Below are 16,480 nucleotides of genomic sequence, written 5' to 3' on the forward strand. Positions count from 1 at the left end.
GTTACGCCATCAAATAAGAAATCCTATAAAACGTTAACTTTCGTTTTTTAAACATCTCAGCAACTTCATATTATTCCATTGCCATAGCCATTATAGCAAGTCGATACGGAAGTTATATGGAAATTTTATTTAGAAATAGGATAAATCATGCAGAAAATAACCAAATTAAAAAAAAACATAAAAAATTTTGTGGAGTCGGTATGATAGGGAAAGCAAATAAGCGCATATTTTAATCAATTAGAGTTAACGCATTCTCGAATGAATACACAAAATCAAGTTCAATTTATTGACATCAGCGATGACGAAGCTGGGCAACGTATCGATAACTTTTTGCTCACTAAACTTAAAGGTGTGCCGAAAAGTATGATTTATCGCATTATCCGCAAAGGGGAAGTGCGTGTTAACAAGGGGCGGATAAAGCCTGAATATAAATTGGTCGAAGGGGACCAAGTACGCGTTCCTCCCGTTAGGGTTGCTGAGCGTGAAACCGCACCGGTTTCGGCCAAACTGGATAAAGTCGCTGCATTAGCGAATTGCATTTTATTTGAAGATGACGTTCTCTTAGTGCTGAATAAACCATCGGGTACTGCTGTTCATGGTGGAAGTGGTTTAAGTTTTGGTGTTATCGAAGGTTTAAGAGCCTTACGACCAGAAGCGCGTTTCCTTGAATTGGTTCATCGTCTTGACAGAGACACATCAGGTATTTTATTGGTGGCGAAAAAACGCTCAGCACTTCGAGCGTTACATGAACAATTGCGTTTGAAACAAATGCAAAAGGATTATTTAGCTCTCGTAAGAGGCAACTGGCAGTCGCACATGAAAGTTGTTCAAGCCCCTTTACTTAAAAACATTCTACAAAGTGGCGAGCGAGTCGTTAAAGTGAGCAGTGAAGGAAAACCGTCAGAGACGCGTTTTAAAGTGGAAGAACGGTTTGATAATGCAACCTTGGTAAAAGCGAGCCCTGTCACGGGGCGGACACATCAAATACGTGTTCATACACTTTATGCAGGGCATCCTATTGCATTTGATGACAGGTACGGTGACAAGCAATTTGATAGCCAACTGGTAGGGACAGGTTTAAACCGCTTATTTTTGCATGCGAGTGCATTGAAATTTACGCACCCTAAAACGGGTGAAGAGATGCGTTTGCAAGCTCCATTAGATAACCAATTAAATCACTGCCTAAAAATATTACGTAGTCGTAAAGCAGAAAAGTAAGCCATTTGATTAACTGGCAGGTTTTCCCTGCCAGTATGAAGGATTAATTATCAAATAATGGGCTAACTTGATGTGGACGTAACATCTCGAGTAATAAAATAAGTGGAAGCCCAACTAACGTATTGGGGTCACGCCCTTCTAATCGCTCAAATAAACTAATTCCTAGTCCTTCTGATTTAAAGCTCCCAGCGCATTGATAAGGTTCATCTTTCAATAGGTAATTCGTTATTTCCGCATCAGATAGTAGTCTGAAATGCACATGAAATAATTCACATTGCACATCAAATTTACCCGTTTCGGTATCCAGCAAGCACAATCCAGTATAAAAAGTAACCTTATTGCCTGACGCAGATTTTAATTGTTGAAAAGCATTATCAAAATTATGCGGTTTTCCGACAATCTTATTGTTGATAACACAAACTTGGTCAGAACCGATGACCAGATGTTGCTGGTATTGAGCGGCGAGTGCTTGTGCTTTCGCATGAGATAAACGCATGACTAAAGCTTGGGCAGATTCATTCAATACAGGCGACTCATCAATATTTGGGGCAGCAGCTAAAAAAGGTAAGCCTAATTTTTTTAGTAGGGCATGTCGGTACTCAGAAGTTGACGCCAAAATAATCGATTTCATGATTTTTCTCGAAACTCGTAGCCAAAAGGGTTAACTCATTTTAAACTATAAAACGCAAAACCTGCGATTTTTTGGTGAAAAGGCGAGTTTACCCCGCCTTTTTCTTTGACTATAGCTCATTACAAAGTTAATATGCGCGCCTTATGCAAAAGGTAAAATTACCCCTGACTATCGATGCGCAGCGTGCAGCTCAGAAAAACCTCGACTATGTCGGGAGTTATACACCTGAGCAAGTTGCACGTCTTGCAGAATCAGTAGTCAGTGTAGACAGTGATGTAGAAACCGAATTATCATTTAATATTGATAAACAACGTCTCACGGTTATCGAAGGGAAATCCGATGTGGATCTCACCCTCCAATGCCAACGTTGCGGAAAAAATTTCAAGCATCATGCCTACGTATCGTATTGTTTTAGTCCTGTCGTCAATGACGAAAAGGCCGAAGCATTACCGGAGCTCTACGAACCGATTCAAATTGATGAATTTGGTGAAATAGATTTGCTGGGAATGATAGAAGATGAAATAATTCTATCCTTACCAGTTGTTCCGGTTCATGATTCTGAACACTGTGAAGTGTCCGTAGCGGACATGGTGTTTGGTGAACTGCCTCCCGAGGCAGAAAAACCAAACCCATTTGCCGTATTAGCCAGTTTAAAGAAAAGTACTTAAGGAGTAAGGTCAATGGCCGTACAACAGAATAAACCAACTCGTTCAAAACGCGGTATGCGTCGTTCACATGATGCACTGACTGCTACCCTAGTTTCTGTAGATAAAACTTCCGGTGAAACTCACCTGCGTCACCATGTGACAGCAGATGGTTACTACCGTGGCCGTAAGGTTATCAACAAGTAATTTGTTGTTACCTTGGCTAATCTAACCATTGCGTTAGATGCTATGGGCGGGGATGTTGGTCCCCGCGTCACGGTGCCTGCTGCATTGCAGGCACTGGCATCTAATCCAGCACTCAAATTACTGCTTGTCGGTCAACCCGAAGCCATTCAACCTTTGCTTGCACATCAAAGTGCTGAGCAAATTTCGCGTGTCGAAATTATTCCTGCGGACGGCGTTATCGCAAACGATGCAAAACCATCAAATGCGATAAGACAAAGCAAAGGAACCTCGATGCGAGTGGCCTTAGAGTTAGTGAAGACAGGGCAGGCACAAGCGTGCGTGAGTGCAGGGAATACGGGTGCGCTGATGGGACTAGCAAAATTAATGCTAAAATCTATAGAGGGGATTGAGCGCCCAGCGCTAATGACCATCTTACCTAATCAGCAAAAAAGCCAAACAGTTGTGCTAGATTTAGGCGCTAATGTTAACTGTAGTAGTGATATGCTAGTCCAATTTGCAGTAATGGGTTCCGTGATGGCCGAAGAAGTGGTTAACATTTCTAAACCGAGAGTCGCGTTACTGAATATTGGCGAAGAAGAGAGTAAAGGTCTGGATAATATCCGCGAAGCCGCCTCAGTATTAAAAGAAACGTCATCAATTAATTACATTGGTTATGTAGAAGGTAACGAATTACTGACAGGTAAAACCGATGTGTTAGTGTGTGACGGCTTCGCAGGTAATGTCTCATTGAAGACGATGGAAGGCGTAATACGCGTCATCCTTTCATTGATAAAATCGACCGGTGATCAACATAAAAAAAGCAGTTGGTTTATGCAACTGGCGAAAAAATGGTTAAAAAAACGTTTAATGAAACGTTTTGGGGACATGAACCCCGACCAGTATAACGGTGCGACTCTGTTAGGATTAAAAGGTATTGTCATCAAGAGTCATGGTGCAGCGAATGAAGGCGCTTTCAAAGCGGCTATTGACCGCGCAGTACAAGCTGTTGAAAAACAAGTCCCAGAAAGAATAACAGCGCGACTAAATATTGTTTTACCCAGGAGTGATCAATAACCTATGGCTATGTACAGTAAAATCTTAGGAACAGGCAGCTACTTACCAGCACAAGTACGTACCAATGCTGATCTGGAAAAAATGGTTGATACTTCTGATGAGTGGATTGTGACACGCACTGGCATACATGAAAGAAGAATTGCTAACGAAGATGAAAGTGTCTCAGTGATGGGTTTTCATGCTGCCAAAAATGCGTTAGACATGGCGCAAGTCGATGCAACTGACATTGGTTTGATTATCGTTGCAACCACATCAGCAACTCACGCTTTTCCTAGCGCGGCTTGCCAAATTCAACAGATGCTTGGTATTCAAGATTGCGCGGCATTTGATGTCGCAGCCGCATGTGCAGGTTTTACCTATGCGATTAGTATTGCTGATCAATTCGTCAAAACGGGTATGACCAAAAAAGCATTAATTATTGGTGCTGATGCTTTGTCTAAAACATTAGACCCAGCAGACCGTGGCACGATTATTTTATTTGGTGATGCAGCAGGGGCTGTTGTTATAGGCGAATCTGAAGAGCCGGGTATTATTTCGACGCATTTACATGCTGATGGCCGTTATGGGGATTTACTCACATTACCTAATCGTAGCCGTTGTTCTGAAGACCCTGCATATTTAACGATGACAGGTAACGAAGTATTTAAAGTTGCAGTGCGCGAATTAGCACATATTGTTGATGAGACACTGGCACAAAGCGGTATTGCCAAAGAAGAACTTGATTGGTTGGTTCCACATCAGGCAAATTTAAGAATTATCTCTGCGACGGCGAAAAAATTAGATATGACAATGGATAAAGTCGTTGTCACATTAGACCGTCACGGTAATACTTCAGCAGCATCAGTTCCTACAGCGTTGGATGAAGCGGTGCGCGATGGTCGTATTCAGCGTGGTCAACTTGTGCTGTTAGAAGCCTTCGGTGGCGGTTTCACTTGGGGCTCTGCATTGGTTCGTTTTTAATTAACTGAGAAAATAGACATGACACAATTTGCTATGGTATTTCCCGGACAGGGTTCTCAGTCTTTAGGGATGTTAGCGGCATTAGCTGAAGAAAATCAGCTGGTTGAGCAAACATTCGCTGAAGCATCGGAAGCATTGGGTTACGATCTCTGGGCGTTAGTACAAAATGGGCCAGAAGAAGAATTAAACAAAACATGGCAAACGCAGCCTGCTTTATTGGCAGCTTCTGTGGCTATTTTCCGTGTTTGGAAAGACCAAAATGGCGCGATGCCGACGATTATGGCAGGTCACAGCCTTGGTGAATATTCTGCTTTAGTCTGTGCGGGTGTTATCGACTTTAAACAAGCGATTAAACTGGTTGAATTGCGTGGAAAACTCATGCAAGAAGCTGTTCCTGAAGGCACTGGTGCGATGTATGCCATTATTGGTTTAGATAACGAATCAATTGAAAAAGCCTGCCAAGAAGCTTCTCAAGGCCAAGTTGTTTCACCCGTTAATTTTAACTCACCGGGTCAAGTTGTGATTGCGGGTGAAAAAGCAGCAGTCGAACGTGCGGGTATCGCATGTAAAGAAGCGGGTGCTAAACGCGCGTTGCCATTATCCGTTAGCGTCCCGTCTCATTGTGCATTAATGAAGCCTGCTGCTGATAAATTAGCCGAAGCGTTAGAAAAAATTGATTTTTGTGAGCCAGGCTATCCAGTTATTAACAATGTTGATGTTAAAATTGAGAAGTCGGCACAAAATATTCGTGATGCTTTAGTCCGTCAACTGTATAATCCAGTACGCTGGACGGAAACAGTAGAATTAATGGCAGATCAAGGTGTTGAACATCTTATTGAAGTAGGTCCAGGAAAAGTATTGACTGGTCTTACCAAGCGAATTGTCTCTAATTTAACTGCCGTCGCAGTCAATGATCCTGTATCATTAAGCACTGCTTTAGAAAATAGCTGAGGACGACATGAGCTTTGAAGGAAAAATTGCACTGGTAACAGGCGCGAGTCGTGGAATTGGTAAAGCTATTGCTTTAACATTAATCGCTCGTGGTGCTACCGTTATCGGAACAGCAACCAGCGAAAAAGGCGCAGAAGCCATTACCGCTTATCTTGATGGTAAAGGTAAAGGTTTAGCGTTAAACGTGACTGATGCAGCATCAATCGAAGAAACTTTGACCAAGATTCGCGAAGAATTTGGTGAAATTGATATTTTGATTAATAATGCAGGTATCACTCGTGATAACCTATTGATGCGTATGAAAGAAGATGAATGGCAAGATATTATTGACACCAATCTTTCATCCGTTTACCGTTTGTCTAAATCCGTTTTGCGTGCCATGATGAAAAAACGTTGTGGACGTATTATTTCAATTGCATCCGTTGTTGGTGTGATGGGAAATGCGGGGCAAACTAACTATGCAGCAGCGAAAGCAGGGTTAATTGGTTTTAGTAAATCATTGGCTCGTGAAGTCGCTTCTCGTGGTATCACTGTCAACGTCGTTGCACCTGGTTTTATCGAAACTGATATGACTAAAGCATTGACAGATGAACAGCGTGCAGGCATTTTATCTCAGGTTCCTGCGGATAGACTGGGTGATGCACAAGAAATTGCCAGTGCTGTAGCGTTTTTAGCTTCTGATGAAGCTGCTTACATCACAGGTGAAACATTGCATGTCAATGGTGGCATGTACATGATCTAAAGAAATGATGGAACTATTTGCATTATTAGTGTTATCTAACGCTAAATAATGCAAAATAATAGTTCCAACAGCCGGGATTGGGTTGTATCTTTTCCTGTATTTCATAAACTACGAAAACCATCGCGAAAGCGAGTTTTGATAGGAATTTTAATAGTATGAGCACTATCGAAGAACGCGTTAAGAAAATCATCGTTGAACAACTGGGTGTTAAAGAGGAAGAAGTTGTAAATACAGCTTCATTTGTTGATGACTTGGGCGCTGATTCTCTTGACACAGTTGAGCTGGTTATGGCTCTGGAAGAAGAGTTCGATTGCGAAATCCCTGACGAAGAAGCTGAAAAGATCACAACAGTACAGGCTGCGATTGACTACGTCGAGAACGCATCTAAATAATTGTACGAAAAACTTATCTAGGCGATCACTCGATCGCCTATGTTCCTTTTGTAACTTTTCCCTCCTTGGAGGAAATACGTGTCTAAGCGTCGTGTAGTCGTAACCGGACTGGGCATGTTATCTCCTGTCGGCAACACAGTTGAGTCATCATGGAAAGCTGTTTGTGACGGACAGAGTGGTATCAGCCTAATCGATCATTTTGATACTACTAACCACGCAACTAAATTTGCTGGCTTAGTAAAAGATTTCAATTACGAAGAATTTGGCATCTCCCGTAAAGATGCTAAGAAAATGGACCCATTTATCCAATATGGTATCGCCGCTGGCTTTCAAGCCTTTAAAGATGCTGGATTGGAAGTAACAGAAGCCAATGCTACTCGAATTGGTGCAGCGATTGGTTCTGGTATTGGTGGGTTAGGCTTAATTCAGGACAACTGTGAGTCATTACTGCACGGTGGACCTCGCAAGGTAAGCCCATTCTTCGTACCATCGACCATCATTAATATGGTGGCTGGTCATTTAAGCATTATGTACGGTTTTCGTGGCCCAAGTATTTCAATTGCAACAGCCTGTACATCAGGTGTGCATAATATTGGCCATGCAGCACGTATGATTGCTTACGGTGACGCCGATGTAATGGTTGCAGGCGGTGCTGAAAAAGCGACAACACCACTCGGTGTGGCCGGTTTTGGTGCAGCGCGTGCATTATCGACTCGCAACGATGACCCGCATGCGGCAAGTCGCCCATGGGATAAAGACCGTGATGGTTTTGTTCTGGGAGATGGCGCAGGTATTATTATTCTTGAAGAATATGAACATGCGAAAGCGCGCGGTGCAAAAATTTATGCTGAAATTGCAGGGTTTGGGATGAGCAGTGATGCTTATCATATGACATCACCACCTGAAAATGGTGCGGGTGCTGCACTTGCGATGGAAAATGCACTGAAAGATGCAGGCATTAAAGCCAGTGACGTGGGGTATATCAATGCTCACGGTACTTCAACTCCTGCCGGTGATTTGGCAGAAGCACAAGCGGTTGTTAATGTATTTGGTGAAGGCACAGATGTATTAGTCAGCTCAACCAAATCAATGACAGGCCACTTACTTGGTGCTGCGGGTGCTATTGAGTCAATTTTTACCATTTTGTCATTGTGCGATCAGATTGTTCCGCCAACCATTAATCTGGATAACCCAGATGAAGCGTGCAAACTGGACTTTGTCCCAGGTGAAGCACGTAAAGTTGAGAATATGGAATTCGCTCTGTGTAACTCATTTGGTTTCGGTGGCACCAACGGTTCATTAATTTTCCGTCGTTATCGCGGCGAATAATTAATCTATTACCGTTATTAATTAGCCCTAGTCACGTAATGTGGCTGGGGCTTTATTTTGTCCAGTTCTTTGCACAGTTCTTCGCTTTAGTTTATGATAATCCCACTTGATTAATGTCTGATTTATCAGCTTTTATTATAAGTATTATCAATGTCATATTGGGTTAATGGGCAACTTTGCCAGCAAATAAGTGTTACCGATCGCGCAGTCTCTTTTGGGGACGGCTGCTTTACGACCATACATGGCGTTAATCAGCAAGCTAAAATGTTAAATGAGCACATTGCCCGGTTACAGCATGATAGCCAAAGATTAAAAATTGCACAGCCAGATTGGGAAAGCTTGACAGAGCATCTAAAGCAGATTTGTGCAGAACAAACTCAAGATGAGTTCGTGATTAAAGTGATCCTGAGTCGTGGTGTAGGCGGTAGGGGATATAGCGCTAAAGGTTTTACTTCGCCGACGGTGATAGTCAGCGTTTCTCCTTTTCCGAATAATTATGTTCAACTGCAGTGTAAAGGGGCACGCCTCGTTCTTAGTCAAATTCCGTTAGCTCGCAACTCATTGCTAGCAGGAATGAAACACCTCAACCGTCTAGAACAAGTCCTTATTAAGCAAGAGGTTGATGAACTTGATGCAGATGAAGCGATTGTGCTAGATACCGACGGTATTATTGTTGAATGCTGTAGTGCAAATGTTTTTTGGCGAGTTGGGCAAACAGTATACACCCCAGTTTTATCTCATAGTGGGGTAAATGGATTAATGAGACAAAAGATAATATCACTACTAGAGGATAGCCAGTACCATCTTCAACAGGTCGAACGCTTTGCTAACGTGTTAACTCATTGTGATGAAGTGATTATTTGTAATGCGTTGATGCCAGTTTTACCGGTACAAAGTATTCAAATGAGTCAACAGTGTCCACCATTGCAATTTGCGTCCCGTGAGTTGTTTGAGTATTTATTTTTGCGTTGCAAAATTTAGTTTTTATAAATGAATTAATTATTACCAACACACGCATTGAAATGGTCAATAAATGAAATTAGCCAAAAAAATCATTCTTATCGCCGTGACCTTGGCTGCTATTGTTGCAGTCGCGGTCTATTGGCAATACCGTCAAGTATTGAACTATGCCAAAACGCCTATCAGCATCACACAAGAAAAAATCTTCACAGTGCCTGCAGGAACGGGGCGTGTTGCATTTGAAGGGTTACTTATTGAAGATAAAATTCTTGAAAAAGGGAATGAATTCCAATGGTTGCTCAAACTACGTCCTGAACTGGCTCAGCTAAAAGCGGGAACTTACCGCCTGCAGCCGGGGATGAATGTTGAACAGCTCCTACAATTAATTGTGAGTGGTAAAGAAGCTCAGTTTTCAATCCGTTTTATTGAAGGTAATCGTTTGAATGATTGGGGTATTATTTTACGAGATGCGCCTTATTTAGAGCATAAAACCACCAACTTAACCCCGACAGAACTGCATGCGCTTATTGGGTTTAACGGGGAAGGCACTTTAGAAGGGTGGTTGTATCCTGATACCTATTTATACACGGCGGGAACAACAGACGCTGAAATCCTGAAACGTGCTTATAAACGTATGCAAAACAGCCTTGATGAAGAGTGGAAAGGGCGAGATAGGGATTTACCCTATAAAAATGCCTATGAAATGCTTATTATGGCTTCGATTATTGAAAAAGAAACCGGTGTTGATAGTGAAAGGGCCCAAGTTGCTTCCGTGTTTGTTAACCGACTAAAGAAAAATATGCGCTTGCAAACCGACCCAACCGTCATCTATGGGTTAGGCGACAAGTATCGCGGTAAAATTTATCGTAGTGATTTAGATAATTATACTCCGTACAATACTTATAAGATTGATGGCTTGCCACCAACACCGATTGCAATGCCAAGCCTTGCATCGTTAAAGGCAGCAGCACATCCAGCTAAAACCGATTACATATTCTTTGTCGCAGATGGTAAAGGTGGGCATACTTTTAGTCGTAATTTAAACGACCACAATCGTGCCGTTAAAGTTTACCGCCAATTTGAACAGCAAAACTGATAAAAATGAAAAACCAATTTATTGTTATTGAAGGTCTTGAAGGCGCTGGTAAAACGACAGCAATCAACACGGTTGTAGAAACGTTGAACCAAGCTGGGATCACGGATATTGTTTTCACTCGTGAGCCTGGGGGCACCCCACTGGCAGAAAAATTACGCGAGCTCGTAAAGCAAGGTATTGCGGGTGATAAAGTCACTGATAAGGCTGAATTGCTCATGCTTTATGCTGCCCGTGTACAACTAGTTGAAACAGTGATTCGACCTGCATTAGCGGCGGGCAAATGGGTGGTCGGTGACCGTCATGATTTATCTTCCCAAGCTTATCAAGGCGGCGGACGTGAAATTGACCGTCATTTGATGCAATCATTACGTGACTTAGTGTTGGGCGATTTCAAGCCTTCATTAACGTTATACCTTGATTTACCACCTGAATTAGGTTTACAGCGAGCAAGATCTCGAGGTGAATTAGATAGAATTGAAAAAGAGTCGTTAGCATTTTTCGAAAGAACACGCCGCCGTTATCTTGAGTTGGCCGCGGGTGATGAAACGATACTCACGATTGATGCAAGCCAAAACATTGAGCAAGTACAGCATGATATTCGCCAAACGCTGACCGGATGGCTAGCGTGTGCTTGATAAACCACATAAGGTATTAATCCCATGAATTGGTATCCTTGGTTAAATGAACCTTACCGACAAATCATTACTGCGTACCAAAGCGGTCGAGGCCACCACGCGTTACTGCTTCATTCAATGCCGGGAAATGGTGCGCAAGCGCTATGCTATGGAATTAGTCGTTGGCTTATTTGCCAAGAAAGAGACGGGCTAAAAAGCTGTGGACAATGCCACAGTTGTCGTTTGATGCTTGCAGGCAATCATCCTGATTATCATATTCTTGAGGTAGAAAAAGGAAAGTCTACTGTTAGTGTCGATGCGGTTAGGAAATTAATTGAAACCTTGAGTCGCCATGCCCAACAAAGTGGTAATAAAGTGGTGTATATTCCACAAGTTGAGGCATTGACAGATGCGGCAGCTAATGCGTTATTGAAAACATTGGAAGAGCCAGCAAAAGACACTTACTTTTTATTAGGAAGTGAGAAACAAGAGGATTTGCTTGCAACCATTCGTAGCCGTTGTCTAAGTCATTTCTTACCCGCACCCGATCTACAAATAGCACTCTATTGGCTGCAAAAGCAAAAACCAGGTATTGCTACTGAAAATGCGATAACGGCATTAAAAATATGCCAAGGCGCCCCGGTTTCTGCGTTAGCTTTATTGGACGAACAACGTTGGCAAAAACGTAATGCACTATGCCATAGTTTAAGCCATGCATTGCAAACGGGTGATATGTTGAGTTTGCTGCCTAGTTTGAATATCGATGAGGTGCCGGATGCCTTAAATTGGTTACTCAGCTTATTTGCGGATGCCATTAAAATTCAACAAGGTGCTGGGGCTTTTTGCATCAACCAAGATCAGCAGTCTCAAGTCCTACAATTAGCCGGCGCTATGAATCGTACTCAGTTAATAAATATGTATGATAAATGGTTATATTGCCGTCATCAATTACTGACAGTTCCTGCATTGAATCAGGAACTGATTCTGACAAATCAATTATTACAATGGGAAGCTTCATTGGCTGTCCCTACATTTTAAAAAGAGTTAAATATGTTTGTTGTTGATTCACACTGTCATCTCGACTGTTTAGATTATGAAAAGTTACACACGAATGTCGATGATGTCATCGCAAAGGCCTCGGCTCGTGATGTTCGCTACATGTTAGCAGTTGCAACGACGTTGCACGGTTTTGAAAGCATGAAGAAATTGATTGGCCTGCGTGACAATATCGCTTTTTCATGTGGTATTCATCCTCTCAATTTAGATGAGGGATATGATTTTGCACGACTAGCACAATTAGCGGCAGGAAACGAAGTCGTTGCGCTAGGAGAAACCGGGCTGGATTATTATTACCAGCAAGAAAACGCGGCACTACAACAAGAGTCTTTTCGTCAGCACATTCGTATCGGTCGTGAAGTGAACAAACCGGTTATTGTGCATACTCGTGCGGCACGAGAAGATACGTTATCTATTTTACGTGAAGAAAACGTGATGGATTGTGGCGGGGTATTACACTGCTTTACTGAAGATAAAGATACGGCTGTGGAACTGCTCGATTTGGGTATGTATATCTCTTTTTCAGGGATCGTCACATTTCGCAATGCGGAACAAATTAGAGAAGCCGCCCGAGTTGTTCCTTTAGATCGCATTTTAGTTGAAACCGACTCGCCATACTTGGCTCCTGTTCCTCATCGTGGTAGGGAAAACCAACCCGCGTACGTTCGGGATGTTATTGAATACATGGCCGTGCTGAAGGGCGTTAGTGTTGAGCAGCTCGCTGAAATTACGACGCAAAACTTCAATCGTTTGTTTCATTTAAATGTTGGTACAAATAACGTATAAATTAGTTCACAAGAACGATTAAATGACTAAGGAAATTGAAATGGCAGAAGAAACGATTTTCAGTAAAATTATCCGTCGCGAGATCCCGGCAGACGTAGTTTACCAAGATGAACTTGTCACGGCATTTCGTGACATTTCACCACAAGCACCATCACACATTCTTATCATTCCAAATAAATTAATTCCGACTGTTAATGATGTTACTGTGGATGATGAACTTGCGTTAGGCCGTTTGTTTACTGTAGCGGCTAAAATTGCTAAAGAAGAAGGTATTGCAGAGAATGGTTACCGTTTAATCATGAACTGTAATGAACATTCAGGTCAAGAAGTGTTTCATATCCACATGCATCTAGTGGGTGGTCGCCCATTAGGCCCCCTATTGGCGAAATAATAAGGTATAGGGGTCGACAATGAACCGTATTGCATTACTTGCTTTAGTAACCGTGTTGCTAAGTGGTTGCGTATTTAAAAAGACACAAGGACTGGCTTTTAATGAGCAACAGCGCATCATTATGGAGCCTGCAGTACTTGCACAAGGAGTCATTGTCGAAAACCCAGTGATAGGTAATGAAAATCACCAAACTATCGCCACGATCAATATGAGTAATTCACAATCTGAAGTGGTGAACATTGCTTATCGTTTATATTGGTATGATCAGCAAGGGTTAAAAGTAGACACTTCAAATATTATGCATCAGCAAATTGCAGCGAATTCTGTTGTGAAAGTTCGTGCCGTGACTTCCTCTCCACGTGCAACAAATGTACGTGTTCATGTATTTTTATCGCCAAAGGCCGGAGAATAATAATGAAACGCATCTTAATGGTTGCTGCCGCGACATTAATTTTGGCTGGGTGCCCTTCATATCCACCTCAACAACCAGGTACACAACCCCCGATAGTGCCCGTAGAGCCTGAAAAACAACCGGAAGTGACTCCACCACCCGTTGATGTTGTGCCAACTCCACCAAAACAACAAACAATAGATTGGTCAGCTTCCATTACGCCTTTAGTTAATCAAATGGTGAGTGCGGATGGGGTAGAAAGTGGCAAAGTATTGTTAGTTGACTCAGTGAAAAATAATACGAACGGCTCACTACCTGTACAGGCTGTGACATCAATCATGACAACCGCGGTTGAAAATACGAATCGCTTTAACGTTGTTCCTGCCAGTGTGGTAAGTTCTGCACGTAAAACACTCGGTTTATCACAAGAAGATAGCTTAGTAACCCGCAGCAAAGCGATAGGGTTAGGGCGTTATGTTCAAGCAGAGTATGTGATCTACAGCGTGATGTCAGGTTCCAACAAAGAAAGAAGCCTTGAAATGCAATTGATGGAAGTGCAAACAGGTGAAATTATTTGGACGGGAAAGCACAATATTGAGTAACCCGCAGTCGCTTTTTCGGCTGTTAGCGTTGTGTTTTCCGACAATCCCTGTACATGATTGGAAAATATCTTCGCTAACCGGGCTATCAGGTGGAAGCTTTTTGCTGCAATGTCCCTTATCTGGTAGTGAAATAAAGCTTATCGCGCGCGCTGATGGAAATGCACAAACTGCTTTGTACGTTGACCGAAAGAAAGAAGCGCGGGTATTACAGCAATTACGTGCTTATTCATTTACTCCTAAAGTGATTGGTCGAAATGCGCAATGGTTATTATTAGGGTGGTGTGAAGGGCAACACCCTGATAATAATAATTTTCTGTTACCGAGTTTTCAGTGCGAGCTTGCAAATATAGTCACACAATTACATCGTACTCCACTGCTGGGGTATCATTTACAGCTACGCGATGAAATATCACATTATGGCTATTTGATTGATAAAAAAAGGTTTTCGCCTCGCTGGAAAAAATTACATCGTCATTTTACCTCTGATGCTTTTCCCAAAACGTTGAAACTGGCACCTGCCCATATGGATATTCATGCAAAAAATATTGTTCACACAGCAACAGGGCAGTTAATGCTATTGGATTGGGAATATGCAGCCAATACAGATATCGCTTTTTCTTTAGAAACCTATTTTCAATTTAATGGTCTGACTGACATTCAGAGAGATTTTTTCTTGACGCAATATTGTGATATTCACGGTGCTTATCGTGACAAACAGCAATTGGCGAAAAGCTGTCAATCATGGGCACCTTGGGTAAAATATATGACATTAATGTGGTATGAAGTGCAGTGGAATGAAAGCCAGTCATCTGACTTTTTGTTACACTCACAGTCATTACGACAATATTTTGGTTTATTAGGTTGATGGCTGAAAGCTATCAGAAAACAGTATCGAATTGAGATAATTAGTTGAATAAGTGAGGCATGTTATGGGCCCTATAATGCTAGATGTTCAGGGTTATGAATTGGACAACGAAGAGCGCGAAATATTAGCTCACCCATCCGTGGGCGGATTAATATTATTTACCCGTAACTTTCATGATGCAGCGCAATTACGAGAGCTTGTTCGCCAAATTCGTGATGCATCAAGACATCGGTTGCTGATAGCCGTTGACCAAGAAGGTGGTCGAGTACAACGTTTCCGTGATGGTTTTACGGCATTGCCTTCAGCTCAGGCATTTGCCGCGCTTAATAGTGAAATGGATGGTGCCAAGCTTGCTGAAGAAGCGGGCTGGTTAATGGCATCAGAGATGATAGCCATGGATATTGATATCAGTTTCGCACCTGTTCTGGATCTTGGCCATCAAAGTATTGCGATAGGCGAACGCTCATTCCACGAAGACCCTGAAATTGCGATGGTTATGGCGGAGCGTTTTATTAAAGGCATGCGCAGTGCAGGAATGAAAACAACAGGAAAACACTTTCCTGGTCATGGCGCCGTGAAAGCTGACTCACACAAAGAAACACCACGCGATGACCGCGCTTTAGAGAAGATCCGTGGTAAAGACATGTTGATATTTAAAGATTTTATTCAACGAGAGCTACTCGATGCGGTTATGCCTGCCCATGTTATTTATACTCAAGCTGATGATCGTCCGGCGAGTGGCTCGCCATTTTGGTTAAAATCAGTATTGAGAGAGCAACTTGGGTTTCAGGGGGTTATTTTCTCTGATGATTTATCGATGGAAGGTGCGGCTATTATGGGAAGTTATCCCGAGAGAGCACAGGCTTCATTGAATGCTGGGTGTGACATGATTTTAGTCTGTAATAACCGTGAAGGTGCAGTCAGTGTTTTAGATAATTTACCAAAACAACATGATAGCCAAGCTTCTAAGCTATATCATAGTGGTCGACAATATAGCTTAACAGAATTACAAGCAGTTGGGCGTTGGAAAGAAAGTCATCGTCAACTGGTTGACTTGCACTCACGTTGGCAAGAATATCGCGAATAATTTCAATGATATCTAAAAGGCCAGTATTTTATTTACTGGCCTTTCTTTTTTGTATCAATGCATATCACAAAGCTCATGATTATGCATAATAGAATAATAAAAGTATTCCTCGTAGTAAAAGTTACCCGTAACTTTATTAATATTTGCACAGTTAATCTCAATGTTATTTTAAATTACTTTAGATAAAGTGAATCAATACTTATTTTACTATTAAAAATAACTAGAGAATCTTTTATTTCAATAGTCATTTTGAAAATTATTTTTTGAAATAAAAAAATGAAAATATTGATGATTATATTTGTTATGAATTGAATTTTTAGTTTATTTAAAATAAATGACTATAAATTTGAATTATGGTCTGCTTTTTTATTTGGTTGGGGTTGTTAAATATGATTATGATACTTTTAATCATGAAATCGATTACCGTCAAAAGTTAAGATAAATTTAAATAAATGAAACATAAGATGAGTTAAAGGCATTTAATCACTAAATCATGCTTATCATT

At 41.7% G+C, this 16,480-nt stretch carries 20 protein-coding genes; 19 read left to right on the forward strand and 1 reads right to left on the reverse strand.

Annotated elements, in window-relative coordinates; translation table 11 throughout:
- The first annotated feature begins 258 nt into the window (after positions 1–258).
- Positions 259–1,218 carry a 23S rRNA pseudouridine(955/2504/2580) synthase RluC gene (rluC, locus tag PSE60_RS04585; protein WP_272664682.1) on the forward strand — a complete coding sequence of 320 codons (960 nt, stop codon included), beginning with the start codon at positions 259–261 and terminating at the stop codon, positions 1,216–1,218.
- A gap of 43 nt (positions 1,219–1,261) precedes the next feature.
- On the opposite strand, the gene PSE60_RS04590 is transcribed toward rluC, so the two are convergent.
- Positions 1,262–1,849, reverse strand: a complete 588-nt coding sequence (locus PSE60_RS04590; RefSeq protein WP_210836236.1) for a Maf family protein — start codon at positions 1,847–1,849, stop codon at positions 1,262–1,264.
- Positions 1,850–1,992: 143 nt separating this feature from the next.
- Between PSE60_RS04590 and yceD the strand changes: the two genes are divergently transcribed.
- The 18 genes from yceD to nagZ all read left to right on the forward strand — a co-directional run bounded on the left by yceD (position 1,993) and on the right by nagZ (position 15,975).
- The gene (yceD, locus tag PSE60_RS04595; protein WP_210836234.1) at positions 1,993–2,517 is read left to right on the forward strand and encodes a 23S rRNA accumulation protein YceD; all 525 of its coding nucleotides are present in this window, start codon (positions 1,993–1,995) and stop codon (positions 2,515–2,517) included.
- A 12-nt stretch (positions 2,518–2,529) separates the two neighbouring features.
- Positions 2,530–2,700: a 50S ribosomal protein L32 gene (gene rpmF, locus PSE60_RS04600; protein ID WP_004253223.1), complete on the forward strand. Its 171-nt coding sequence runs from the start codon at positions 2,530–2,532 to the stop codon at positions 2,698–2,700.
- Between the two features lie 12 nt (positions 2,701–2,712).
- On the forward strand, positions 2,713–3,753 hold the full coding sequence (gene plsX, locus PSE60_RS04605; protein WP_210836231.1) for a phosphate acyltransferase PlsX: 1,041 nt from the start codon (positions 2,713–2,715) through the stop codon (positions 3,751–3,753).
- A gap of 9 nt (positions 3,754–3,762) precedes the next feature.
- Entirely contained in the window at positions 3,763–4,713 is a 951-nt protein-coding gene (locus PSE60_RS04610; RefSeq protein ID WP_210836289.1) for a beta-ketoacyl-ACP synthase III, read from the forward strand.
- A gap of 18 nt (positions 4,714–4,731) precedes the next feature.
- Entirely contained in the window at positions 4,732–5,664 is a 933-nt protein-coding gene (gene fabD / locus PSE60_RS04615) for an ACP S-malonyltransferase (protein WP_210836229.1), read from the forward strand.
- A gap of 7 nt (positions 5,665–5,671) precedes the next feature.
- Complete coding sequence (gene fabG / locus PSE60_RS04620) at positions 5,672–6,406, forward strand: 3-oxoacyl-ACP reductase FabG (RefSeq protein ID WP_004253233.1); 735 nt, start codon at positions 5,672–5,674, stop codon at positions 6,404–6,406.
- A 155-nt stretch (positions 6,407–6,561) separates the two neighbouring features.
- The gene (acpP, locus tag PSE60_RS04625; protein WP_004253236.1) at positions 6,562–6,798 is read left to right on the forward strand and encodes an acyl carrier protein; all 237 of its coding nucleotides are present in this window, start codon (positions 6,562–6,564) and stop codon (positions 6,796–6,798) included.
- Between the two features lie 78 nt (positions 6,799–6,876).
- On the forward strand, positions 6,877–8,127 hold the full coding sequence (gene fabF / locus PSE60_RS04630) for a beta-ketoacyl-ACP synthase II (protein ID WP_272664683.1): 1,251 nt from the start codon (positions 6,877–6,879) through the stop codon (positions 8,125–8,127).
- 150 nt (positions 8,128–8,277) lie between these two features.
- Entirely contained in the window at positions 8,278–9,108 is an 831-nt protein-coding gene (pabC, locus tag PSE60_RS04635) for an aminodeoxychorismate lyase (protein WP_272664684.1), read from the forward strand.
- A 52-nt stretch (positions 9,109–9,160) separates the two neighbouring features.
- A complete protein-coding gene (mltG, locus tag PSE60_RS04640) occupies positions 9,161–10,183 on the forward strand; it encodes an endolytic transglycosylase MltG (RefSeq protein WP_272664685.1) in 1,023 nt (340 codons plus the stop codon).
- Positions 10,184–10,188: 5 nt separating this feature from the next.
- Positions 10,189–10,818: a dTMP kinase gene (gene tmk, locus PSE60_RS04645; protein WP_210836222.1), complete on the forward strand. Its 630-nt coding sequence runs from the start codon at positions 10,189–10,191 to the stop codon at positions 10,816–10,818.
- Between the two features lie 24 nt (positions 10,819–10,842).
- Positions 10,843–11,835, forward strand: coding sequence for a DNA polymerase III subunit delta' (gene holB, locus PSE60_RS04650; RefSeq protein WP_272664686.1), 993 nt, complete (start codon positions 10,843–10,845; stop codon positions 11,833–11,835).
- A 12-nt stretch (positions 11,836–11,847) separates the two neighbouring features.
- Positions 11,848–12,639: a metal-dependent hydrolase gene (locus tag PSE60_RS04655; protein ID WP_210836220.1), complete on the forward strand. Its 792-nt coding sequence runs from the start codon at positions 11,848–11,850 to the stop codon at positions 12,637–12,639.
- Between the two features lie 40 nt (positions 12,640–12,679).
- A complete protein-coding gene (hinT, locus tag PSE60_RS04660) occupies positions 12,680–13,030 on the forward strand; it encodes a purine nucleoside phosphoramidase (protein ID WP_036957623.1) in 351 nt (116 codons plus the stop codon).
- A 19-nt stretch (positions 13,031–13,049) separates the two neighbouring features.
- Positions 13,050–13,442 (forward strand): YcfL family protein, encoded by a 393-nt coding sequence (locus PSE60_RS04665; protein WP_210836217.1) that lies wholly within the window; start codon positions 13,050–13,052, stop codon positions 13,440–13,442.
- A 2-nt stretch (positions 13,443–13,444) separates the two neighbouring features.
- Entirely contained in the window at positions 13,445–14,023 is a 579-nt protein-coding gene (gene lpoB, locus PSE60_RS04670) for a penicillin-binding protein activator LpoB (protein WP_272664687.1), read from the forward strand.
- A complete protein-coding gene (locus tag PSE60_RS04675; RefSeq protein WP_272664688.1) occupies positions 13,986–14,888 on the forward strand; it encodes a phosphotransferase in 903 nt (300 codons plus the stop codon). The genes lpoB and PSE60_RS04675 overlap by 38 nt, the downstream gene beginning before the upstream one ends.
- A 64-nt stretch (positions 14,889–14,952) precedes the next feature.
- Complete coding sequence (gene nagZ / locus PSE60_RS04680) at positions 14,953–15,975, forward strand: beta-N-acetylhexosaminidase (protein WP_272664689.1); 1,023 nt, start codon at positions 14,953–14,955, stop codon at positions 15,973–15,975.
- The last annotated feature ends 505 nt before the right edge of the window (positions 15,976–16,480 follow it).

It is taken from the genome of Providencia sp. PROV174, assembly GCF_028480685.1.
Lineage (GTDB): Bacteria > Pseudomonadota > Gammaproteobacteria > Enterobacterales > Enterobacteriaceae > Providencia > Providencia rettgeri.